13 protein-coding genes are annotated in these 17,715 nt (G+C 61.4%); 1 reads left to right on the forward strand and 12 read right to left on the reverse strand.

Annotated elements, in window-relative coordinates; all coding sequences use genetic code 11:
* Position 1: 1 nt before the first annotated feature.
* From P1P91_RS11505 to P1P91_RS11530, 6 genes are all read right to left on the reverse strand, one after another.
* Positions 2-478, reverse strand: coding sequence for a nucleoside deaminase (locus P1P91_RS11505; RefSeq protein WP_311882775.1), 477 nt, complete (start codon positions 476-478; stop codon positions 2-4).
* A 54-nt stretch (positions 479-532) separates the two neighbouring features.
* Entirely contained in the window at positions 533-1,801 is a 1,269-nt protein-coding gene (locus tag P1P91_RS11510) for a dicarboxylate/amino acid:cation symporter (protein WP_311882777.1), read from the reverse strand.
* A 236-nt stretch (positions 1,802-2,037) separates the two neighbouring features.
* Positions 2,038-2,766, reverse strand: coding sequence for a M48 family metallopeptidase (locus P1P91_RS11515; protein WP_311882779.1), 729 nt, complete (start codon positions 2,764-2,766; stop codon positions 2,038-2,040).
* On the reverse strand, positions 2,756-5,836 hold the full coding sequence (locus P1P91_RS11520) for a type I restriction endonuclease subunit R (RefSeq protein ID WP_311882781.1): 3,081 nt from the start codon (positions 5,834-5,836) through the stop codon (positions 2,756-2,758). The genes P1P91_RS11515 and P1P91_RS11520 overlap by 11 nt, the downstream gene beginning before the upstream one ends.
* On the reverse strand, positions 5,836-6,831 hold the full coding sequence (locus P1P91_RS11525; protein ID WP_311882783.1) for a virulence protein RhuM/Fic/DOC family protein: 996 nt from the start codon (positions 6,829-6,831) through the stop codon (positions 5,836-5,838). The genes P1P91_RS11520 and P1P91_RS11525 overlap by 1 nt, the downstream gene beginning before the upstream one ends.
* Positions 6,832-6,887: 56 nt before the next feature.
* Positions 6,888-7,700 carry a restriction endonuclease subunit S gene (locus P1P91_RS11530; RefSeq protein ID WP_311882785.1) on the reverse strand — a complete coding sequence of 271 codons (813 nt, stop codon included), beginning with the start codon at positions 7,698-7,700 and terminating at the stop codon, positions 6,888-6,890.
* Between the two features lie 148 nt (positions 7,701-7,848).
* Between P1P91_RS11530 and P1P91_RS11535 the strand changes: the two genes are divergently transcribed.
* A protein-coding gene (locus P1P91_RS11535; RefSeq protein ID WP_407650536.1) for an IS5 family transposase occupies positions 7,849-8,600 on the forward strand; the annotation gives its coding sequence in 2 pieces (ribosomal slippage) (positions 7,849-8,164 and positions 8,164-8,600; 753 coding nt in all).
* 292 nt (positions 8,601-8,892) lie between these two features.
* Here the strand turns inward: P1P91_RS11535 and P1P91_RS11540 are convergent.
* The 6 genes from P1P91_RS11540 to guaB all read right to left on the reverse strand — a co-directional run bounded on the left by P1P91_RS11540 (position 8,893) and on the right by guaB (position 17,636).
* Positions 8,893-10,095, reverse strand: coding sequence for an IS110 family RNA-guided transposase (locus tag P1P91_RS11540; protein WP_311882770.1), 1,203 nt, complete (start codon positions 10,093-10,095; stop codon positions 8,893-8,895).
* A 75-nt stretch (positions 10,096-10,170) separates the two neighbouring features.
* Entirely contained in the window at positions 10,171-10,599 is a 429-nt protein-coding gene (locus P1P91_RS11545) for a restriction endonuclease subunit S (RefSeq protein ID WP_311882787.1), read from the reverse strand.
* Positions 10,592-13,039, reverse strand: a complete 2,448-nt coding sequence (locus P1P91_RS11550) for a type I restriction-modification system subunit M (RefSeq protein WP_311882789.1) — start codon at positions 13,037-13,039, stop codon at positions 10,592-10,594. The genes P1P91_RS11545 and P1P91_RS11550 overlap by 8 nt, the downstream gene beginning before the upstream one ends.
* Positions 13,040-13,163: 124 nt before the next feature.
* Positions 13,164-14,360 carry an IS4 family transposase gene (locus P1P91_RS11555; RefSeq protein WP_311882096.1) on the reverse strand — a complete coding sequence of 399 codons (1,197 nt, stop codon included), beginning with the start codon at positions 14,358-14,360 and terminating at the stop codon, positions 13,164-13,166.
* Positions 14,361-14,525: 165 nt separating this feature from the next.
* Entirely contained in the window at positions 14,526-16,103 is a 1,578-nt protein-coding gene (gene guaA, locus P1P91_RS11560; protein ID WP_311882790.1) for a glutamine-hydrolyzing GMP synthase, read from the reverse strand.
* Between the two features lie 63 nt (positions 16,104-16,166).
* Complete coding sequence (guaB, locus tag P1P91_RS11565) at positions 16,167-17,636, reverse strand: IMP dehydrogenase (protein WP_311882791.1); 1,470 nt, start codon at positions 17,634-17,636, stop codon at positions 16,167-16,169.
* Positions 17,637-17,715 lie beyond the last annotated feature (79 nt).

Here is a 17,715-nt window from a genome sequence, read left to right on the forward strand (position 1 = left end):
ACTAGCGGCCGTGATACTCGCGGTGCAGCGCTTCCATGGTGGCGGCAAGCTCCGGCACCGGGCCGTCGACGGCAATGCCGGGGACGATCTGCTCGACGGGCAACGTCGCCACCGGCGGCGGCGGCACGTCCATGGCGGCAAGCCACTCGCCCAGCTGTTTTGACGAGCTGACGTAGACAATGCGCCCAAGCCCCACCCAGCCGTGGGCGGCGGCGCACATGGGGCAGTGCTCGCCGGAGGTATAGACCGTGGCCCGGGCGCGCTCCTCGGGGGTGAGGTTTTCTACCGCCCAGTAGGCCAGCGCAATTTCCGGATGGCGGGTGTTGTCGCCGCCGGCAATGCGGTTGCGGTCCTCATGGAGCACTTTGCCCTCCGCGCTCACCAGCAGGCTGCCAAAGGGCTCGTCTCCCGCTGCCAGCGCTTCCCTGGCAAGCTCGACGCTTCTCTCCAGATATTTCCGCTCGTGATCCGCGATCATCGCCGCTTCTCCTTTCTGAATGGCTTTCGGTTGAGTGAAGACCGACTGGTGACGCTATCCGCTTTCCGCCCCGCAGGCTGCCCCGGACGGCGCCCTGGCAAGCCTGCCGCCTTCGCTGCGGCTGATAATCGAGGTGCCGACCAGATCCCCGGTGACGTTAAGCGACGTGCAGCCCATGCCTACCAGCGCATCGATGGCGGTCAGAAGCGCCACGGTTTCAATCGGCAGGCCCACCTGGGCAAACACCGTGGCGATCATGATGATGCCCGCGCCGGGCACGCCGGCGGTGCCTACCGACACCAGAGTGCCGATCAGCACGATCTGCACCATGCTCATGAAGTCCAGCGGCGCGCCGATGACGTTGGCCGCAAACACCGCCGAGATGGCGATACGAATGGCCGCGCCGTCCATGTTCAGCGTCGCGCCCAGCGGCAGGCTGAAACCGTAAATGGTTTTGTGAATGCCCAGGCGGTTGGCGGCGTTGATGGTCAGCGGCAGCGTGCCCGAGCTGCTCTGAGTGGCAAAGGAGGTGGCCATGGGCGCGCGCGCCTCGCGGAAAAACGCCCTGAGGCTGACGCCAAACAGCCGCATGCCGGCACAGTACAGCGCCAGCTGAATGCCCAGCGCCAGATAGAGCACCAGCACCATGTCGCCAAGGGACAAGAGCGTCTCCATGCCCTGGCGGCTCACGGTATCGGCGACGATAGCGAAAACGCCGATGGGCACGTAGTGCAGCACCCCGGCCATGACCTTGAGCGTGATTTCGTTGAGCGCTTCCAGCACCTCCAAAAGCCGCTCGCCCAGCGCCGACTGGCGCTCGGTGCCGGACTCGCGCAGCTTCAAAAGCGCTATGCCGAACACCAGCGCGGTAAAGATGATGCCCAGCATGTTGAGCTCGGTGAACGCCTCGAGAATATTGCCCGGCACGATGTCGAGCAGCACTTCCGTCAGCCCCGGGTTGTCCGGCACCGAGAAACTGGCGCTGTCGTCCAGCGTCATGCCGCTGCCGGGGCTGAACACAGAGGCCACGGCAAGCCCGACAATAATCGCCAGCGCCGTGCTGACCAGGTAATACACAAACACCTTGCGCCCGATGCGGCCGACGCTGCCCTCCCGGGACTGATTGACCCCCACCATCAGGGTAAACAGCACGATGGGCACGATCAGAAACGTCAGCAGCCTGAGCAGCAGATCCCCGAGCGGCGCAAGCCAGCCCACCGTCTCCTGGCTGCCCAAAAGGCCCACGGCAACGCCTGCCACCAGCGCAATCGTGACACGCAGAATCAGCGACGACCCGGCGTATTTTTTCCAGAGAAAATGCATAGCGACAACCACCGTGGATGAGCTTGGGAAGGGCTAAGTGAGGGCGCCACAGTATAATACAATCGTTTTATAGCCAAGCAGGTTAATTAAATGGCTTATATATTCAATAATAGAATATAAAAATGCTTAGCAGGAATGATTCAGCGCGGCCATGTCGTGCATGGCATGCCATCAATACCGCTTTCATGCTAAATACCCGATGGTTCAAGACTTCAGGATGATCATGGCGCCCCTGTTCAATAATCCCAGTCCTCCTTTGCCAGCGGACTTTGATTGAGCTCGTCCCGGCGCAGTCGCCAATCCGGCATGTAGCGGTCCATCAGCGAGCGGAAGCGATCGTTATGGTGGCGTTCCAGCAGGTGCACCATTTCATGTACGAGGATGTACTCCAGACAGCGCGGGGGCTTTTTTGCCAGCTCCAGGTTCAGCCAAATGCGCCTTGCCTCAATGGCGCAGCTGCCCCATTTGGTTTTCATCTTTTTGATACGAACGTCCGCCACGTCAACACCGATCTCCTGCTCCCAATAGTGCACCAGAGCCGGGAGCCGTGCCTTAAGCCGGCGGCGATACCACCGCTCCAGCACGCCACGGCGCGCTTCGGCGTCCGAGTCCGGCAGCACCCGCAGCCAAAGCGTGGCGTTGTTGACCATGCGCACGCGCGGATTGCCCGGCTGTTCCACCACGTCCAGCCGATAGCGCTTACCGTCAACGTAATGGCTTTCGCCGGTCACCATTTCCCGGCGTGACTGGCGCTGCTGGCGGGCAAAGCCCTGCTGCTGGCGCCGAATCCAGCTCAGACGCGAGACAATAGCCAGCCGAATGGCCTCATTATCCAGGTGCTGGGGCGCGGCCACCCGCACCTGGCCATCTGGCGGATAGACGCCCACATGCAGGTTTTTGATCGCCTTGCGGCGGATTTCGACTGAGATACCGCTTACTTCGATATGGTTGCGCTCAGTAGTCACTTTGGTTCTTCACCAGCTCAAAAACGGCATCCGTATCCGCGCCGCCCACTTCTCTGACTTGCGTATCAAGCACGGCGGCAATGGCGTGGCGCACCTCGCGCTCCTTGAACTTGTTGCCCCGCCAGTCGGCTTTCTTGACTGCGCAAATTCTTTCGTCCAACGAGATCGCCAGCTCGGCATCCTGGCCCAGATTATCGTAAAGCGCCTGTCTCGCCGGCGTATCAACGTCCTGGGGGTAGGGGCTTTTCTGTTCGCTGCCGGCCACTTTCCGCGTTAGTGCCACGATGCGCTGGAGATATTCCTTGTATTCCAGCGCTTCCTTGCGCCGCTGTTCGATCAGGGCATCGAGCAGTTCGGACATCTTCTCGTAGTACTTCGGGTTGACCGCCATCTCGTCGATGATCAGCCGGCGCACGTTGTTCTCAATGGTCTCCGCCATCGCTTCACGGTCCCCGGCAATCGATGCCGGCAGGCTGTCCACTGCTTCTTCGCCGCGCTCGACCACCAGCTCCACCAGCGTCATGTCATCGAAGGCCGACAGCTTTTCGCTCTCCTCGGCGCGGATGTAGCTATCCAGCAGGTGGCGCATGGCCGGCTCGTAGAGCTTCATGTCGATATAGTCGCCGCTGGCCAGCTTGACTTCTTCGCGAACGTGCTCGTAGTGCTCGACCTCCGCCTTGATGGCAGCTGCTTCATCCTTGCCGTAGCCGGCTTCGCTCATCTCGTTGGCGAGATCGGCATAGGCGCGCAGAAAAGCGCCCACGTGTTTGTACAGCGCCAGCCGTTTGGGCTCGTTGTTCTTTTGCGCTTCGGGGGCATCGCTTGCGCCGACAAAATAGCGACGATAGGCGGCGTTGTCATGGGGCGGCTCTACCGCCTCGCACAGCGCCTTGACCGCCTCGCGGGTCTCTTCCAGCCGTTCCCGCGCCTTCTCCAGCCGGTCTTCCAGCAGTCCCTCCACGTCCTCGGCGTCGAAGGCATCGAAGGCGCCGCCGGTGTAGTCCTGAATGGACTGCTCCAGGGACTTGAACAGGTCCTTGTAGTCGATGATGTAGCCGACTTCCTTATCCTCGCTGTGCAGGCGATTGACTCGGCAGATGGCCTGGAACAGGCCGTGGTCGCGCATCTGCTTGTCGATGTAGAGATAGGTCGCCGGCGGCGCGTCAAACCCGGTGAGCAGCTTGTCCACCACGATCAGCAGCTTCATCTGGCCCGGCGCGTCGATAAAGCGCTTCTTCACCTCCTGCTCGAAGGTCTCCACCTTGTTGACCGCCGTGTCTGCCGGCTCGTTGAAGTGCTCGGCCAGCATGCGGCGATAGATGTCGTATTGATGCAGCTTCTCGGTTTCGCCCTCGCCGGTGGCCTCGCCCTTGATATCGGCGGTGGATGGCACGTAGGAGGTGACGATGGCGCACTTGCCCTTCAGCTCGGTCTTCTCGAACATCTCGAATAGCCGGCAGGCCGAGTAGATACTGCCGGCCACCAGCATGGCGTTGCCGTGGCCGCTCATCAGCCGGTCGCGGGTGGCCATGTCCCAGAGGATGTCGGCGACGATCTTCTCCAGCCGATCCCGGGAGCTGAGCACCTTCTGCAGCGTGCCCCAGCGCTTCTTGAGCTGGGCACGGGCGTAGTCGTTCAGGCCCTGGGTCTTGAGCTCGAACCACTGGTCGATCTTTGCTTGCGAGGTGACCTGCTGGTCGATATCCCGCGCCTCGTAGCGCAGGTCCAGCACCACCCCGTCGCGCACGGCCTCATCGAATCTGTAAGTGTGGATATAGGGGCCGAAGACTTCGATACTCTTGCGCTTGTCCTGCTTGAGCAGCGGCGTACCGGTAAAGCCGATCAGCATCGCCTCGGGCAGCAGGACCTTCATCGCCTCATGCAGCTTGCCGGACTGGGTGCGGTGACACTCGTCCACAAACACGAACAGATTGCCCCGGGCGCGGAAGCCCTTGGGCAGGTGGCTTCGCATATCCTGAATAAAAGCATCCACATCGCCGTCTTCCGAGGCGCCGAACTTGTGGATCAGCGAGGCCATCAGCCACTCGTCACTGCGGCCCAGCACATCGATCAGGTCTGCGCCACTCCTGGTGCGATAGATCTGCTCATCCACGCCCTTGAAGACCTTCTCGATCTGTTCGTCCAGCTCGGTGCGGTCGGTGATCACCAGCACCCGGGCATCTTGCACATTCTCGCGAATCCACTTGGCCAACCACACCATAGTCAGCGACTTTCCGCTGCCCTGGGTGTGCCAGATGATGCCGCCCTCCCGGCGCTGCACATGGTCCTGCGCCGCGCGCACGCCGAAGAACTGGTTGTAACGGCAGGTCTTCTTGATGCCGGCATCGAAGACCATGAAGTCGTGGATGATCTCCAGCAAGCGTTCCTTGCGGCAGAGCTGCTGCAAGCCGCGCTGCAGGGGATCGGCAATCCCGGACGGCTCCTTCCACTCCATCCAGAACTTCTCGGGTGTCTCGATCACCCCGTAGCGCAGCCCCTCGCTGGGATTGCCCGCCATGGCCAGTTGCACGGTGGCGAAAAACGGCTGGATGAACTCCCGTTTCTGGTTGTCCAGGCTCTGGCGGATGCCCTCGGCCACCGCCACGGTGGAGCGCTTGAGCTCCAGCACACCCAGCGCGATGCCGTTGACGTAGAGCACCACGTCCGGCCGCTTGGTGTTGGGCCCGGCCACCGTGACCTCCTCGGCCACGGCAAAGTCGTTGTTCGCGGGGTTTGTCCAGTCGATCAGCCACACGGTGACGGTCTGCTCCTGCACCGACGGCTTGATGTGAACGCCATAGCGCAGCTTCTCATATACCGCGCGGTTGGCGTCGTACAGCGTTTTGCTGCCGGAAAGAGCTGCCGCCTGATCCAGCTCGCGCAGGGCGCGGCTAATCACGCGCTCGTCATGGCCCTGCCGCGTCAGCCAATCGCACAGCAGCGTTTCTTCGACGTTGCGATTACCCTCGCGATCTTTCCAGTCGCCCAGGTAGCGGTAACCCAGCTCCTGCTGAAAAAACCGGATGACTTGTTGCTGAGTCAAGCGTTCGCGTTGGCCGACGGTGCTCATCAATTCGCTCCCGATTTTTTGTTTGCTACGCCGCCCGGCACAAGCAGGTGCATCACCAGCCGCACCATCAGATCCTTGGCCTTGGGGTCGCTTTCGGCAATCAACAGCGTCAATGCCGTCAGAGCGTTTTCGTCCAGCGTCAGCGGCATGCCCTCCTGACGCAGATAGAGCAGAAACAGAAACGCCCCCGAGCGTTTGTTGCCGTCGGCAAAGGGATGATTCTTGATCACGAAATACAACAAATGGGCGGCGCGTTCTTCGCGGCTCTTGTACAGCGGCTCGCCGAACATGGTTTGCTCAATGCTGCCGAGGATGGCGGCCAATCCGTCACCACGGTCGCGAGAAAACAGTTCGCTGGCCTCACCGCGGCTTTTCAATTCCATCGCCAAAGCATCGAGCGCCCGGCGCGCTTCGCCCAAATCCAGCACGCCCCGCGCCGGCACACCATCGGCGGGCAGTTCGAGCTGGCCTTCGTCGTAGTCGAGCAGCAAGCGCCAGGTACGGGCATAGCCGAGTACCAGACCGATTACATCGCGCCCGATGTCGCTCACCAGTTGCTGACGCACCAAGGTGTTTCCGAGCACATCGACCGCCTGCTCCAGCTCCTGCAACCCGCGTTGCGCCAGCCGGTGTTCGTTCAGGCTATAGCCCTGTGTGAGGTGGTCGCGCAACACACGGGTGGACCATTGGCGAAAGCGCGTGGCGCGCAGGGAGCTGACCCGGTAGCCCACGGAGATGATGGCATCGAGGTTGTAGTGCTTGAGCTGACGCCGAACCCGGCGGTTACCCTCTTGGCGAACTACCGAGAAATCCTCGGTAGTTGCTTCCGCCTCCAACTCCCCGTCCTTGAAAATGTTTTTCAAGTGCAGGCCGATGTTGTCTGTAGAGGTGTCGAACAACTCCGCCATCTGCGCCTGGGTCACCCACAGTGTTTCCCCCTCCAGCCGCACCTCCACGCGCTGCTCATCAGCGTCAAAGATGACGAGATCACTCATGGATCACCTCGCCTGTGCCGATTGTTGAGCAAAGCAGTCGCGTTGGCCGACGGTGCTCATGCGCTGGCCTCCCTTACGTTTTCTACCTCCGGCTCAACCAGTCGGACTCGCCCGGTAAGAAGCTGCTGCATCATGCCCTGTTTGAGCTGACGGGCCTTGTAGCGGCGGTGTTCCAGGGCTTCGACTTCACTGTCCATATCAGAGAGGACGGTGGCGATGGCGGTTTGCTCTTTCTGGTCCGGAAAATGCACTTCAATCTGCGCTAGGTTGCGCGCGCTGATGTGCACAACGGCGTCCCCCTGGCCAACCCGGGCTTTCTGCTGGGCTATCGTGGGATGGTTAAGCAAACGACCCAAATAGGCGGAGGTGCCCCCGTTTGGGCGCAACACCACGATATCCCCGCCAGCGAATGCCGGTTGCTCGCCCAGGTAGGCAACACACATACCGATTTCTTCCGCCGTTTCTCCCGATCCTGCAAATAGGATATCTCCACTTCGCAATGGAAATGCAGATTCGGACAAATGCTCAGGAATACTTGATTCAGGGGCTACGACGCAATCGCCATACCGCGTGTAAATCTCGCCGTATCGAATGCAGGGAACACCTTCATCGCTGACATCATCCCGCCGAATACCTTGTCCCTTATAAAAAGTGCCGATCTCCCCCAACCGCTTTGTCTCCCACTCGCCGGTAAAGCCCGGCAGGCGGGTCTGGCCGGTGAGGAGTTGTTGCATGGCGGCCTGTTTGATGGCGCGCTTTTTGGCGATCAGACGGTCGAGGGATTCGATCAACGCGTCCGCGTCAGACAGGGCGGTGGCGATGGCGCGTTGTTCGCCTACTTCGGGCAGCGGCACTCGGATTCGCGCCATAACCCCATTCATGAGCTTTGGGTTCGCTAGATTCCTCGATACGTGGCTTGGCGCAAACTTTGCGAGAATAAGCGATAGAAACCTAGGGTGTGTTAACAATCATTAGTTTCGTTTAAACTGATTTAGTATTCATAGATTTTGGTGGGCCATGAGTCGGTTGAAGTTACGCGATGATCAGTGGGAGCGAATCGAGCACCTGCTCCCCGGCAAAGCCTCAGACTGTGGGGTAACTGCCAAGGACAATCGCCTGTTCGTGGAAGCCGTGCTCTGGATCGCTCGGACCGGCGCCCCGTGGCGTGATCTTCCCGAATCTTTTGGGCGCTGGCACACCGTCTACATGCGGTATAACCGTTGGTCACGAAAGGGCGTTTGGCAGCGTATTTTTGACACAGTAGCCGACGATCCCGATCTAGAGCAGCTAATGATCGACGGTAGCATCGTCAGGGTGCACCAGCATGGAGCGTCAAAAAAAACACGCAAGACGTCGAAGCCATGGGCAAATCTCGAGGCGGATTGAGCACCAAAATTCATGCCGCAGTCGATGCGTTAGGTAACCCAGTACGATTGGTTCTCACACCGGGCCAGGCGTCGGAGTATGGTGCTGCTCCCGCTCTACTGGAAGGTTTTTCCCCGCAAGCAGTGCTGGGCGACAAGGGGTATGACTCCACTGCTCTGCGGGACATGATTCAGGCCGCAGGTGCCGAGCCGGTGATTCCTCCGAAAAAGAATCGTTTGGCGCGCATTGAAGTAGACTGGCACTGTTACCAAGATCGCAATCTGGTGGAGAGGTTCTTTCAGAAAATCAAGAAGTTCCGGCGGTTATCTACACGCTATGAGCGACTGGCAAGAAACTACCAGTCACTCCTCTGCCTCGTGTCAGCCGCCATATGGCTGGCCTAATTGTTAACGCCCCCTAGCTTCTGGTATGGATTGACCCGTCAAGGGGTCGGTTGACTCTGCTACGTGTGATTGTCCTCAATGCCCACGGATCAGGAAGCGAGGGGCTATCAGCGACGGTGGATCTCTCTGGTATTCGTGGGTTGGTTACCGACCTGTCATCACTTCGTCGCGGAGCTACCCTGGTCTACGAGCGAGGGTCACCCCGCCCCGCAGGGCGGGGGCCTCATAGGAGCGTCAGGGGTTCTCCCACCGGCCCGACGCTCCCTGAATCGTAGGCACTGAGGCGCGATCATCATGCGGTGGCCCGGCTGCCGTGCGGTTTGCCCATCGCTTCGCAGGCAATCGCCCACAGGAAGCCGGCCATTTCTCGCGCCACCGCCGTGGTGACTTGCTGCTTGGCCTTGCCCGTGGCAGCCAGGCGGCGGTAGCGCCCGCACAGTCGCTTCTGCGCCTCCCAGGCGATCGCCTGCACCGTTGGCGAGGTCTTCTCGGCGCGCTGCTCAATAATGCGCGTCTTGCGGGCCGGGAACCGGTAGCTCCAGGCCGCCTCCACCAGCACTCGTCGCACATGGCCATTGCCGGTCTTGGTGATGCCGCCCTGGCGCCGACTGCCCCCGCTCGAGTGCTCGCTGGGCACCAGGCCCAGGTAGGCCATCAGCTGGCGGGGCGAGTCGAAGCGACTGATGTCACCCAGCTCGGCCAGCACCGTCATCGCCGTGATCAGGCTCACGCCCCACATCGCCTGAACGGCCTCGACCACCGGAGCCAGTGACCAGTTTGGTAACACCGCTCTCATCTGTTTTTCGAGACCCGCCACACGGCGCTGGGCATCTTTCACGTTGTCGACGTACTCCTGCAACACAACCTGCTGAACCGGGGTGTCGAAGCGCACCGTCTCCAGCCAGCGGAAGTGTGCCGGTATCCACTTGCTCTTGCCGGGGTAGATCTTGCTGTGCCGCAACAAGAAGGCGTTGAGTCGCTGTCGGGCGCGGAGCTCAGCGGCTTTCATGTCTTCCCGGGCACGCGTCAGATCGCGAATCGCCTCCTGTTCCGGCGTTGGCACCCAGACCGGTGTCAGCTCTCCTGAGCGCGACAGGCGAGCCAGCATCTTGGCATCGCGACGGTCGGTCTTGATGCGATCCCCTGCGCGCTGAGGAATCAGCGTCGGGGCAACGACCTCGCAATCATGGCCGCTGGCCTGAATCTGGTGATAGACCCCGTAGCCACAGGGGCCAGCCTCGTAGCTGAATAACAACGGCTGCCCATCGAAACGCTGACTCAGCTGACGAACCAGCTTATCGATGGCCTGAGGCTCGTTCGGAATTTCGCCGCGGAACTCGGGAGCTTGGCGTCCGGCCTCGGCGATTGCCACGGAGATACTCGCCTTGTGCACGTCCAGGCCAATATAAGCGGCGTGGACGTTGCTGGCAGCACTAACCCGCTGGGCAACAGTGCGCTCGACAATAGCTGGCTGAGTTGCGTTAGACTGTTTCATGACCTGCCTCCCTCAATAGTGGCTCTGTGTTGTTGCCCTACCTCAACATAACCCACGACGTTGAGGTGGGGCAGGTCAATCCATGATGTCTATTCCTTCCTTTATCTTGAGCGTCCCACAGACGTTAGTGCAGTTAAATCGACCTGTTCTGTGGAATACTCGCCCAGCATTAACGCCATCTGTAGTCCATGTAACGTACTCTCCGTCAAAATCATATGAATCGATATATCCCATCAATCCTTCGTTACTGGTCTGGGAAGAAAACACGGGATATTGCTGATTGATAGACCGTCTAATTTCGTTGTGGCTGATAACGCGCCCTCGGCCCAGCATCGCCAACTGATCGATCTTTTGGATTCGCCAATCCCTTGGAATAACCCCCACTTCGGTCCGCTTGTACCCAAGCGGCACACCCTCTGCAGTCGCGATGCATACTCTTGCCGAATAGGTGGGCGATGTATCCCGCACCGTTTCCTCTTTCAATATCGAACCCTGCTCAGCCATCGACCCGCACCCCCATCTTTTGCAGGTGGCCGGAAACCTTGGCGGCCAGTACTTCCACCTCGCGCTCGATACTCGGCAGGGGGTCGGCGTAGCGTTCCTCCAGCTCGCGCACGCGGCCGGCGAGCTGGTTGGTGATACGCTCGACTTCGGATTCGATGACGGCGCGGATGTCGGCCAGCCACTTGTCGTCCACAGCGAGCTGCTTGACCTCGTCCTCGGTGAGTGCCTCGTAGCGATTCAGCACGGCCTGATCAAGTTTGGTCTGGGCGTCCTTGACGGCTTTTTTGGCGCTGGCTTCGGCGTCCATCCGCTTTTTGCACTGCTTGAGCGCGGCGGTTTCCTCGTCGCTTTCCGGCTCACCCTTGAGGGCCTTGAGGCGTTTGGGAATTTCACCCTTGGTGACCTTGCCCTTGTCGTTTTTCACCTCGCTCAAGAGGTCTTCCTCGCCGTCGTGTTCTTCGATGAACTCCTCCAGCTCACGGGTGGCGGTTTCCAGCTCGGCCTGCAGGGCATCAAGGCGGGTCTGATCGTCAGCGAAATAGCGCGCAATGACCAGTGCCGGCGGGATGAGGTCGAGCTTGTATCGCTTCGCCTGTCGGCCGCGGCCAATGGTGAGGTCGGGCTCTTCCCTGATCTTGCGTTCCTTGTCCTGAATCACGCCGCGGGGACGGGCCGCCTCTTGCCAGCCTTCGACAGCGACCAGGTGAACATCGTCCTGCATGACATCGGCCCAGTAGTCCATCAGACGCTGGTAGACGGCGTAGCGATCCAGCAGGGGCACGTCGGCAAAGCGGTGGAGCAGATCCTCGGACAAGGCGTGGATCACATCCCGGGGCTTGATGCCTGCTTGCAAGCCATGCAGGGCCCGTTGATGGGCCGCCTGCCAGCTGTCGATCACGCCGCCGATCCGCCCGGCAAACGCCCGGAAAGCGGGATGGGCCAGCACGGTGGACTTGACCTCTGCGGTTTTGACGTTTGCCGTCAGGTAGCCAGGCCGGCCGTTGTCACGGAACAGCGCCTCGCGCAGGCCGGGCAGCTCGGCCCAGTAGGCATCGAGCGCGTCCACGTCGCGCTGCGGAATGCCGCCGTTCAGGTGGGCATAGAGGTCGTGCTGGTCCTCGGCTTCGGCGCTGTCGATGTAGCGCGGGATGTTGAGGTTATAGTCGTTGGCTTCACTGGCGATTTCATCCAACGGCACGCGCCGAGCGTAGCCGGGCAGCTCGCGCTGGTAATTGAACACATCGACAATCTTGTGGATGTCGCGGGAGCGCAGGCGGTTCTTGTTGCCGTCCTTGATGAACTCACGACTGGCGTCGACCATAAAGATGTGCTCGCGCTGCGCCGCGTCTTTTTTGTCGATCACCAGAATGCAGGCCGGGATGCCGGTGCCGTAGAACAGGTTAGCCGGAAGGCCAATAATGCCCTTGATCAGCCCGCGCTGGATCAGGTTACGGCGGATATCGGCCTCCTTGTGGCCACGAAACAGTACGCCGTGGGGCAGGATAATGGCGCCGCGGCCGTCAGATTTGAGCGACTTGATCAAGTGCAGCAGAAAGGCGTAGTCGCCGTTCTTGGTCGGCGGGATGCCGTATTCGAAGCGGTTGAATTCGTCATTCTCCGGGTTCAGGCCGTTGGTCCAGGATTTGACGGAAAACGGCGGATTGGCCACCGCGTAGTCAAAGGTTTTGAGGCTGCCATCGGCGTTTTTGAAATACGGGCGCGACAGCGTGTTGTCCCGCCACAGCTCGGCGGTGGGATAGTCGTGCAGGATCATGTTCATCCGCGCCAGCGCCCAGGTGGCGTTATCGTTCTCTTGGCCGTAGAGGCTCATGCCCTGCGGGGCCTCGTAAGCGGCGCGCAGCAGCAAGGACCCCGAGCCGCTGGTGGGGTCGTAGATCGTTTCGTCCTGACGCGTTTCCGGGCCGATACCCACCACCTGAGCGATGACCCGCGAGACTTCGCCCGGGGTATAGAATTGCCCCTTGCTCTTGCCCGACTCGGTGGCGAAGTGGCGCATCAGATATTCGTAGGCATCCCCCAGCAGGTCGTCGCCGTCGGCTCGGTTGGCGCCCAGATCCAGCTGATCGAAGATGGCCACCAGCTTTGAGAGCCGATCCTGCATGTCCTTGCCGGAGCCGAGCTTGGTCTCGTCGTTAAAGTCCGCCTGGTCGATCACGCCTTTCAGATCATTTTCTTCCGCCAGCCGGCCGATGATCTTATTGATGCCGTCGCCGATCTCTTTATCGCCCTTGAGCGCGACCATATCAGCGAAGCTACCGCCTTCCGGCACCTCAATCAGCGAGTCCTTCTTATCGCTGACGTACTTCATGAACAGCAGCGTCAGGACGTAGTCCTTGTACTGCGAAGCGTCCATTCCGCCACGCAGCTCGTCGCAGGACTGCCAAAGGGAGCTGTAGAGCTGGGATTTCTTGAGTGCCATGTATCATCGCCATATCGATTAAATATTACCGGAAGGCATCGCGCCGCTGACTACCTTACCAAACAGCGCCGCTGAGCCCACAAAAAACCCGCCTCACGCCTGACGAATCCCCACGAATATGTTGCTACTCGCCGCATAGGCTCTGCTCCCTGACTTCCTCGCGAAGTCGTGCTCGGAGGGTTGTCCAAGCAGGCCAAGGCACGGCGTCGGGTTGATGACGACGAAGACATTCCAAGCCCAGGCGCCACACGGAAAGCACGCTCCGGTGCCGGATACTGTTGCTCTGATAGCGCCGCTGTTGCCCCCGGGCTCGGACATCCAGGCCGGCCACCATCATGGCCACGTTCGCCAACATGGCGATCAGCAGCAGGACCTCGATGCGCTTGCCCTGGCGAGACTGATGCATGCCGAAGCCCAGCCCGAACAAGGGACTTTTGACATCGCGGAACCCTTCCTCAATCTGCATGCGCTGTCGGTAGATCGTTACCACTTTATTCGCCAGCGTTGAGCGGTCCGGCAGATTGCTGACCAGCACCCAGGGCTCCTGCTGACGCCGGGCGATCGTCCGGCTGCCGCCGTCCCGAGAGATCCGGCCTTGTTTATTGCGATGCTTACGTCCCCGTGGCGGTCGATAATAGAGCACCATCTGAGCGCGGAACGGATGGTTTTCGGCGATCCGGACGGAGCCCCACGCCTGCGGTTCCGATGTCGCGTGTTGAAACAGGGTCTTCACGGGTTGCCATGCTTCGCCTGACGCCTGGTAACGGGCGGGCTGACGGACCCGTCCAACGATATACCAGCCGCGCGCTTCAACGGCCCGAAACCACGGGTTACGAAAGCCGGCATCGGTCACCAGGATCGGCGTGGCCTTGTCGGGCAGGATCCTTGCCAGCGCATCCAGCAGATAGGCTTCACAGTATGGGCATCCTTCCTTGTGATGAACCTTCTCGAAGATGGGCAGCGATCGCCCGGCGAAGGGCACCGCCGCACGCAGCAGGAAATGCCTGCCGCGGTCATCAATCGGCGACCAGTCCACCAGAATCAGTGGGCGCGTTGTATGGCCGATCAGCAGCGAGGCCATGAGCCAATAGAACAGCGGTCGTTCCTGATGAAGGTGAGGGTTGCCTAATAGTCGATCGACTCGTTTGATGGCGTGCTTGGCATCCGTCGAGCTCGGCAACGCACGGCCAATGGCCGTTAATCCCAGACGTCGCTCGCCCAGCAGAGCGCCAACGGTATCGAGGACGGTCTGTAGCCGCTTGGCATGGATCACGGAGAGTGAAGACGTCAGCAAGTTATGCAAGAATCGAGGGGCCTGCATGGGTCTCCTTCGCATGTTGTTGTGTGTCGTAACTCACAACATGCATGACTCATGCAGGCTTTTTCAATCCTATCATGCTGATTTTATTACCCATTTCATGGGGATTCCTCAGGCCTCACGCGGGTTTTCTGACTCACATCAAGCGGCTTTCAGCGCAGCAAGCGCTCACTCCCACTCAATCGTCGCGGGGGGCTTGGAGGAGACGTCGTAGGTGACGCGGGAGACGCCTTCCATCTCGTTGATGATGCGGTTGGAGACGGTTTCCAGCAGCTCGTACGGCAGGTGCGCCCAGCGAGCGGTCATGAAGTCGACGGTTTCTACCGCGCGCAGGGCGATCACCCATTCGTAGCGGCGGCCGTCGCCGACCACGCCGACGGACTTGACGGGCAGGAACACCGCAAACGCCTGGCTGGTCTTGTCGTACCAGCCGGAGCGGCGCAGCTCTTCGATGAAGATGGCGTCGGCATCGCGCAGGATGTCGGCGTATTCCTTCTTGATCTCGCCGAGGATGCGCACGCCAAGGCCCGGCCCCGGGAAGGGGTGGCGGTAGACCATGTCCGCCGGCAGGCCGAGCTCGACGCCGAGGCGGCGCACTTCGTCCTTGAACAGCTCGCGCAGGGGCTCGACCAGCTTGAGCTTCATGGTCTCGGGCAGCCCGCCGACGTTGTGGTGTGACTTGATCACGTGGGCCTTGCCGGTCTTGGAAGCAGCGGACTCGATCACGTCGGGGTAGATGGTGCCCTGGGCGAGGAAGTCCACGTTGTCGATCTTTCCGGCTTCTTCGTCGAACACCTCGATGAAGGTGTTGCCGATGATCTTGCGCTTGGCCTCCGGGTCGCTCTCGCCCCTGAGCTTGTCGAGAAAGCGCTGCTCGGCGTCCACGCGGATGACCCTGACGCCCATGTGGCGGGAAAAGGTTTCCATCACCTGCTCGCCTTCGTCCTTGCGCAAAAGGCCGTTGTCGACGAACACACAGGTGAGCTGGTCGCCCAGGGCGCGATGCAGAAGCGCGGCGACCACGGAGGAGTCCACGCCGCCGGAAAGCCCCAGCAGCACGTGGCGCTCGCCCACCTGCTCGCGCACCCGCGCCACCTGATCCTCGATGATCTGCGCCGGGGTCCAGTTCGTTTCCGCGCCGCAGATGCCCACCACAAACTGCTCGAGAATGCGCTGCCCCTGGGGGGTGTGCGTCACCTCGGGGTGAAACTGCACGCCGAAAAACTGCTTGTCTTCCCGGCTCATGGCGGCAATCGGGCAGCTCGGGGTGGAGGCGGTGACGGTGAACTCGGCGGGTACTTGCGCCACCTTGTCGCCATGGCTCATCCACACTTCCAGGGTGCGCTTGCCGGTGTCGGTATCCAGGTGGTCGGCGATGCCGTCGAACAGCGCGGTATCGGCGTCCAGGCCCACTTCGGCGTAGCCGAACTCGCGCTTGTGGGAGCCTTCCACCGAGCCGCCCAGCTGCTCGGCCATAGTCTGCATGCCGTAGCAGATGCCCAGCACCGGCAGCCCCAGGGTAAACACGCACCCCGGCGCCCGGGGCGAATCCAGCTCCGCCACCGACTCCGGCCCGCCGGCGAGGATAATGCCGTTGGGGCTGTACTCGCGGATCTCGGCCTCGGTCATGTCGAAGGCGCGCACTTCGGAGTACACGCCCAGCTCGCGCACGCGCCGGGCGATCAGCTGGGTGTACTGGGAGCCAAAGTCCAGAATCAGGATCTTGTGGGCGTGGATATCAGTCATCGCGGTGTCTCTTGAAAAGCGGGCGGCAGGCTGCCCCGCCGCCGTATGGCAAGCGTGCCGTTGTTAGCCGGCGCGGTAGTTGGGGGCTTCCTTGGTGATCTGCACGTCGTGAACGTGGGACTCGTTGAAGCCGGCGCCGGTGATCTTGACGAACTCGGGCAGCGTGCGCATCTGCTGAATATCGCGGCAGCCGGTATAGCCCATGGAGGCACGCAGCCCGCCCATCATCTGGTGGACGATGGCGCCCATCATGCCTTTATAGGGCACCCGGCCCTCGATGCCCTCGGGGACGAGCTTTTCGGCGCTGGCGCCGGGGTCCTGGAAGTAGCGGTCGGCGCTGCCCTGGCTCTGGGCCATGGCGCCCATGGAACCCATGCCGCGGTAGGCCTTGTAGGTCCGCCCCTGGTAGAGCTCGACCTCGCCCGGGGCCTCTTCGGTACCGGCGAGCAGCCCGCCGACCATCACCGTGCTGGCGCCGGCGGCAACGGCTTTGGCCAGATCCCCGGAGAAGCGCACGCCGCCGTCGGCGATCAGCGGAATATCGTAGGGCTCAAGGGCCGCGGCGACGTTGGACACCGCGGTAATCTGCGGCACGCCCACGCCGGCTACCACCCGGGTGGTGCAGATGGAGCCGGGGCCGATGCCCACCTTGACGCCGTCGACGCCGGCGTCGGCCAGCGCCCGGGCGGCGTCGCCGGTGGCGATGTTGCCGCCGATCACCTGAATCTGGGGAAAGGTCTGCTTGACCCAGCGCACCCGCTCGATCACGCCCCGGGAGTGGCCGTGGGCGGTATCCACGATGACGGCGTCCACGCCGGCCTCGGCCAGCGCCGCGATGCGGTCTGGGGTTTCCGCGCCGGTGCCCACGGCCGCGCCCACCAGCAGGCGGCCGTCGCTGTCCTTGGCGGCCATGGGGTAGGTGCGGGCCTTTTCGATATCCTGAAACGTCACCAGCCCGCGCAGGCGAAAGTCGTCGTCCACCGCCAGCATCTTCTCGACGCGGTGCTCCTGCATCTTTGCCTTGATCACGTCGAGGCCGGTGCCTTCGGGCACGGTGACCAGGCGTTCCCGGGGGGTCATGATGTCGGCTACGCTGTCGCCGTGGTTGGGCTGAAAGCGCATGTCGCGCTCGGTGACCAGCCCCACCAGCGTCTCGCCCTCGATCACCGGAAAGCCGGAAAAGCCGTTTTCCCGGGCGAGCGTCAGAAGGTCCGCCAGTTTGGCCTTGGGGCCAACGGTGACCGGGTCGTTGACGATGACGCTTTCGTGCTTTTTGACCTTGCGCACTTCCAGCGCCTGCTGGGCCACGGTCATGTTCTTGTGGATAATGCCGATGCCGCCTTCCTGGGCCATGGCGATCGCCAGCCGCCCTTCGGTCACGGTATCCATCGCCGCCGAGACCAGCGGGATGTTGAGCGCAAGCCCCCGGGTCAGACGGGTTCTGAGGTTGACGTCGTTGGGCAACACGTCGGAAAAACCGGGAACGAGGAGAACGTCGTCAAACGTCAGCGCTTCTTGGGCCATACGTAGCATAGCGGCAACACCCAGGTTGAAGTGGGAAGATGGGGCGTGAAAGGATAATCGCTTATTATAGCGTTTCGCCCGGCTTTTC

It is taken from the genome of Halomonas piscis (genome assembly GCF_031886125.1).
GTDB lineage: Bacteria > Pseudomonadota > Gammaproteobacteria > Pseudomonadales > Halomonadaceae > Vreelandella > Vreelandella piscis.